Origin of the sequence: Bacteroides sp. An269 (genome assembly GCF_002159755.1) — a bacterium.
GTDB classification, from domain to species: Bacteria; Bacteroidota; Bacteroidia; order Bacteroidales; family Bacteroidaceae; genus Phocaeicola; species Phocaeicola intestinalis.
On the sequence record NZ_NFJG01000160.1, the window covers coordinates 1 to 6,339 of the forward strand.

Sequence of the window (6,339 nt, forward strand, 5' to 3'; positions counted from 1 at the left end):
GCTCCTGTTCTTCGTCAGATAGCCCGCTATCTTCCTCATCACAGAAGCGAAAATGCCTCAAAAACTCATCCCAAATCATCGCACGATAAATTCAAAACAGCTTCTAAATAAAATGCGGATTAACGCAGATTGGGCAGTTAGTTATTCTATGCTGCGAAAGCCTGCGTTAATCCGCATTTTTAAAAGGTACCGGTTAGTGGACCGGCATTTTATCGATGCGTTTTTGGTGACGTCCTCCTTCAAAAGCAGTGTTGAAGAATTCGGTCATAATTTTGTCCGCCATCTCGTTGTCAATGAAACGTCCAGGCATTACCAAAACGTTGGCATCATTATGCTGGCGTGCCAAGTGGGAAATCTCCGGAATCCAGCAAAGTGCGGCACGTATGCCCTGATGTTTGTTCAGAGTCATGCTGATGCCTTCTCCGCTGCCACAGATTGCAATACCCGGATAACATTCGCCCGCTTCTACGGCAAGTGCCAACGGGTGTGCAAAGTCTGCGTAGTCGCAACTGTCGGCAGTATATGTGCCGAAGTCTTTATATTCCCAACCTTTTGCTTCGAGCCATTGCTTTACATATTGTTTCAATGCAAAGCCGGCATGGTCGGAAGCCAATCCTATCAGTTTCATATTAGAACATGGCTTTTACTTGGTTGTATACGTTTTCGGCTGTGAAGCCCAGCTTTTCGTCCAAAACCTTGTACGGAGCCGAGAAACCGAATGATTCCAATCCCCAAATCTTTCCGTCAGTGCCTACCAGTCCAAGCAGATTTACAGGCAGTCCGGCTGTCAGACCGAATTTCTTTACTCCGGCAGGAAGGACGCTGTCCTGATATTCTTTGCTTTGGCTGCGGAACAGTCCTTCCGAAGGAACAGAAACGATACGCACCTTGATGCCATCTTTACGGAGTAGTTCAGTTCCGGCTACCAAAGTAGATACTTCCGAACCTGAAGCCAGCAGGATAACATCCGGGTTTTCGTCAGAGCCGGCTACGACATAAGCGCCTTTGGCTGTCTGGGTATAATCGTTTCCTTCGGGCAAGTTGGCAATATTCTGGCGAGAGAAAATCAGTGCAGTAGGAGTGGTCGTGTTTTCCATTGCCAGCTTCCATGCCTGAGTAGTCTCTTCGCAATCTGCCGGGCGGAGAACCAACATTGAGTTGTGTCCCTTGTGGTTTTTCAGTTTCTCCATCAAGCGGATTTGTGCTTCTTGTTCTACCGGTTCATGAGTAGGTCCGTCTTCGCCTACACGGAATGCGTCGTGTGTCCAAATGAACTTCACAGGAGTTTCCATCAGGGCAGCCATACGTACAGCTGGTTTCATGTAGTCGGAGAATACAAAGAAGGTACCGCATGCGGGGATAACGCCTCCGTGCAATGCCATACCGATGCAGCAGCATGCCATGGTCAATTCTGATACACCTGCTTGGAAGAATGCGCCGCTGAAGTCGTTTTTCGTAAAGGCATGTGTCTTTTTCAAGAAACCGTCGGTCTTATCAGAGTTAGACAAGTCGGCAGATGCGCAAACCATGTTTTCTACTTGTTCTGCCAATGCGCCGAGCACAGTAGCCGAAGCACCACGTGTAGCCGAACCTGCTTTTTGCTGGATAGCGTCCCAGTTTACTTGAGGAGCTTTGCCAGAGAACCAGTATTCCATCTTGGCAGCCAGTTCCGGATTAGCCTTTGCCCATTCTGCTTTAGCCGCATAGCGTTCGCCTACGATGGCTTTCAGTTCTTCGCGGCGTTTTGCGTAAAGTTCCGCTACTTCCGGGAAGATTTGGAACGGTTGTTCCGGATTGCCACCCAAGTTCTTGACGGTATTGGTGTAAGCGTCACCTCCCAACGGCGCGCCGTGTGTAGCGCAGTTGTGTTCGTAGCTGCTGTTGTCTGCCTTACGTGCCCCCTTACCCATGATGGTCTTACCGATAATCAAGGTAGGCTGACCTGTTACGGCTTTTGCTTCGGTCAATGCGGCACGGATTTCGTCAGCGTCATTCCCATTGATTGTAATGACTTTCCAGCCCCATGCCTCGTATTTCTTGGCTACATCTTCGTCTGTTACGTCTTTACATTCGGTAGACAGCTGGATATCGTTCGAGTCGTAGAACATAATCAAGTTGTCCAGTCCCAAGTGTCCGGCGATACGTCCCGAGCCTTGTGAGATTTCTTCTTGTACACCTCCGTCTGAGATGTAAGCATAAATCGTTTGGTTCATTACGTCACCTAAACGTGCTTTCAGGAATTTAGCTGCGATGGCGGCACCTACAGCGAATGTGTGTCCTTGTCCCAGCGGGCCGGAAGTGTTTTCGATGCCTCTCATGACGTCTACTTCAGGATGTCCTGGAGTAGGGCTTCCCCATTGACGGAATTGTTGCAATTCGTCCATGGTGAATTTGCCGGTCAACGCCAGTACAGAGTACAGCATCGGCGACATGTGTCCTGGGTCAAGGAAGAAGCGGTCTCTGCCTTCCCAACGGGGATTTTCAGGGTCGTAAACTAAAAACTCAGAGAAGAGTACATTTACAAAGTCTGCACCACCCATAGCGCCACCCGGGTGTCCGGATTTAGCTTTTTCTACCATTGAAGCAGCCAAGATACGGATGTTATCGGCTGCGCGGTTCATAAGTTCTTTACTGTTTTTCATTATTGGATATATTAGTTGGATGTATTAGTTTGTTGCAAAGATAAGAAAAATCTGGAATGTGCAAGCAAATTCGGAATCTAAAATTGGGGATGGAAGGGTAAGAAATGGTGGATAAAAGGATAATTTTTCTTTTCAGCGCTAATTTGCCGTTCGCAGACATACCGAAAAACGCAGGAAAAAGCCTCAAGCCATGAAGTCATCGGATGCTTTTTCCTGCGCGTTTAGAGTCTGTTTATTGGGGTTCATCAGAAACTGATAAATTCCAGTTTGGCGTAATCTGACTGGAGGACGAGGTGTTTCCCGTCGGCTTTCAAAACATCGAAGGTCGTTTCAAGTGAGTTGATGCCGAAAGGAAGCAGCCGCTCTACTGGAACATCTTCACCGCTGTCGCCGGTTGATTCACGGAAACGGAAATCTTTCATGGTTGCCTGGCTATGGTCTTCGTTCAGGTAAAAATGTCCGACGAATGTGCCGTATTTGTGCGTGCATTGCTTTTCAGCTATCTGTACAATCTTCAACTGGATGCTATAAAAGATGCGCTGGCAGTCACGGTGGACAATGCCATCGTCAAGGGTGGTAAACTGTTCCAATTTCCACATGCCTTCGATGTTTTCGTCAATAGGCTTTTTCTCGCAAGAAGCGAACAAGGCGAAGAAACACATCGCAATTAATAAATGTATGGCTTTCATATTAACAATCAAAACTTAAAAACTCACAAACTTAAAATATCTTCCCTGTTTTCCGGATTGTCAGGATACCTCCTGTAGAGTTTCCTAAATAATTTCCGCGGTCGAGTCCTACGCCTACGGTTGCGCCCCATCCTTTGGCCCATTGGGGAGTATAGCTCACCTCATAAAGCGAACTGAACTGTTTGCGTTGTTTGTCCAGCGGTGTTTGGTAGGTTCCCCAATGGCGTGCAAACGATATCAGTATGCGCCAGTTCCATTCCTCACTTGGGTCGCCTTCGATGCCTAAATGCTGGGCACGCACGCGGTTGCTCTTGAAAGTGATTTCTCCGTCTTTATTATAAATAGGCCCCGGAAGGAAAGGATTTCCCATACCTTGTCCCCAGTGCTGCCATGCCTGATAGCAATAGTTGTTGTAATAATTATCGGATGCACTGACCTGATAACCCAGTGTTCCGGCAAATTCGTCATACAGTAGCGGGCCGGTCTGCTGTTTGGTCGACATGGTTTCCCATACAATTGCGCTTAACCAACGATTCTTCGGCAGGTCTATTTCGATGCCTAGCTGTCCGTCTTTCCACCGTCCGTATTGCCATACCATTTGCGAATGGTCATCGAAATAATGGTCTAAGTAAGCACGGAACCGCCAGTCATTCAAGTAATAGGTCAAGGCAAAATTCCAGCTTCCCAAGTGGTTGCCTTCTACGTTTACTTGATCGCCCCAAGGTGTGTCGCTTCCTCCGCTCATTGGGATGAATGCCTTAAAGAAACTTTTCAGTCCGCCGGGCATGTCTACAGAGACCGTACTGCTTCCATCGGCATTCTTCAGCATTTGTGCTCCGGCAAACTGTGCAGCCATCAGCAGTCCCAGTTCGAACTCTACCGGAAACTTTTCACGGTTCCCGATGCGGAACATCAACGACTTGCTGTGATACAGGATATGTTTGCCCCAATTGGTCTCGGGAGCTGCGAAATCTTCCTGCCAGTTCCAGTCGGTAAACGCTCCGTAAGCAAGATGCCCCTTTAAGGCAAGCCAATTGCCCGTACCAGGGATGGTGACATATTCGGGGATGTCTATTCTGACTTGCGGAACTGGCCGGGCATTCGGTCCTTCTACCATCATGCCGCTGCTCAGTCTTTCATTTTTCGTAAGTGGGAAACCCGGGCGTTCTTTGCTTCCAATGCTGAGGCGCAGGAATTTCCACGCGATGTCGGCGTACGCTTGTTGTATAACAAAACCGGAAACTTGATCGGCGGCACCTGCCAGGTCAAGTCCTGCTTCGATGCGCCAGTGGCGGTTCAGTTTTTTTCCGTAATGTAGTCCGGCTCGGATGTAGCCACTGTTTGGTTTCTGGCTGGATAACCCATACCGGTTGGCTGTGAACCAGAGCGGTGCATACGTACCATCCGACAGATTGCCGCTTGCTTCGATGCGGTAGGTGAGGGTGGTGTCTGTTTGTTGGGCAATAGCGGGCAATGATAGGCAACCTGCTGCCAGCCATAAAGTTAGTTTTTTCCAATTCATATTGTAATTATTGAAAATGTGATGCAAATGTAATGATTATTTAAGACAATCCGCTCAAGTTTACCGGATATTCCTTCGGTTCAATGCCTGTTGATAACGTCGGGCATTGGCAAGGTGCTGGCTCATGGTACGGGCAAAATTGTGCGTACCCGAAAAATCTTCTTTGGCACACATGTACAGATAGTCGTGATGTGAATAGTTTAATACACTTTCCAATCCTTGTATGCTGGGAATGCGGATAGGACCAGGAGGAAGTCCTTTATATATATAGGTATTATACGGGCTGTCGGTCTCCAGATGTTTGTATAAAATGCGGCGTAATCCAAATTCCTGTAATCCGAATTTAACAGTAGGGTCTGCTTGAAGCAGCATGTTTGCTTTCAGCCGGTTAATGTACAGTCCTGCCACTATCGGTTTTTCTGCTTGGTTAGCCGTTTCTTCGTCTACGATGGATGCAAGGGTACTTACCTCAGTCGGGGTAAGTCCGATAGCTTTTGCCTGTGCCGTGCGTTTTTCATTCCAGAACCGTTGATGTTCTTTCTGCATGCGTTTTATGAAGTCTTTGCAACTGGTGTTCCAATATACTTCATAGGTGTTTGGAATAAATAGAGCAGGCAGGGTATAAGCGTTATATCCCAAACTGGCACAATATGTACTGTCTGTCAGGAGGCTGGCAATTGCGGTCGAATCCATCATCAATTGGTGTGAAATAGATTGGCATAGTTTTCCGATGGTGCGCACGCTGGGGATAGTGACCGATACAGGCGTTTGGTTTCCAGCTTGTAACGTCCGGAAGATTTGCCACGTACGTGCTTCTGGAGTAAACAGATAGGCTCCCGAGTGGATGTGGTTGGTATAATCACTTTGGAATGCCAGCAGGCGAAATCCTGTCAGCCTGCTGGCATGCAGCCTGTGTTCCAATTTATAGCATACAGAGTCTATGTTGTCATCATTGTCTATATATAAGAAAGTGGATTTTTCAATTCCCAGCGGTTGGTTCATTAGGCAGGCATATCCTGTTATGATGCCTGAGGCTAGGATTAGGAACAGGATGCTTCCTCCAATAAGCAGTCGTTTCTTTTTCATTTTAATTTAGTAGTTCAAATTTGGGGGCAAAGATAATACAAAAAAGCAAGATACTGGGTAAATTACGAAAACGTAATTGAGAAATAGATGAGGAACTGTTTTTGAAAAACAGTTTTGAATTATGAATTCCGCAAACAGCCAATACATACCCTTGGAAAATGAATATATACTGCATCTGCGTTTGAATATATCTCCATCCGCCTACGGATATATACTTCATCGGCAAATGAAGTACTACTGCGTTTTCAACTCAACCGGATTGGCTAATTGCGGACATGCAGATTCATTAAATTTAAGAAGCTGTTTTGAATTTATCGTGCGATGATTTGGGATGAGTTTTTGAGGCATTTTTGCTTCTGTGATGAGGAAGATAGCGGGCTATCTGACGAAGAACAGGAGC

At 46.9% G+C, this 6,339-nt stretch carries 5 protein-coding genes; all 5 read right to left on the reverse strand.

Annotation, left to right across the window (positions count from 1 at the left end; genetic code table 11):
• Positions 1 to 193: 193 nt before the first annotated feature.
• The 5 genes from rpiB to mltG all read right to left on the reverse strand — a co-directional run bounded on the left by rpiB (position 194) and on the right by mltG (position 5,939).
• A complete protein-coding gene (gene rpiB, locus B5F71_RS18120; RefSeq protein WP_022040735.1) occupies positions 194 to 628 on the reverse strand; it encodes a ribose 5-phosphate isomerase B in 435 nt (144 codons plus the stop codon).
• Between the two features lies 1 nt (position 629).
• Positions 630 to 2,642, reverse strand: a complete 2,013-nt coding sequence (locus B5F71_RS18125; RefSeq protein ID WP_087213151.1) for a transketolase — start codon at positions 2,640 to 2,642, stop codon at positions 630 to 632.
• A gap of 245 nt (positions 2,643 to 2,887) precedes the next feature.
• Positions 2,888 to 3,331: a lipocalin-like domain-containing protein gene (locus B5F71_RS18130; RefSeq protein WP_241148646.1), complete on the reverse strand. Its 444-nt coding sequence runs from the start codon at positions 3,329 to 3,331 to the stop codon at positions 2,888 to 2,890.
• A gap of 31 nt (positions 3,332 to 3,362) precedes the next feature.
• Positions 3,363 to 4,853, reverse strand: coding sequence for a capsule assembly Wzi family protein (locus tag B5F71_RS18135; protein ID WP_087213157.1), 1,491 nt, complete (start codon positions 4,851 to 4,853; stop codon positions 3,363 to 3,365).
• Between the two features lie 60 nt (positions 4,854 to 4,913).
• A complete protein-coding gene (gene mltG, locus B5F71_RS18140) occupies positions 4,914 to 5,939 on the reverse strand; it encodes an endolytic transglycosylase MltG (protein WP_087213160.1) in 1,026 nt (341 codons plus the stop codon).
• Positions 5,940 to 6,339: the final 400 nt, after the last annotated feature.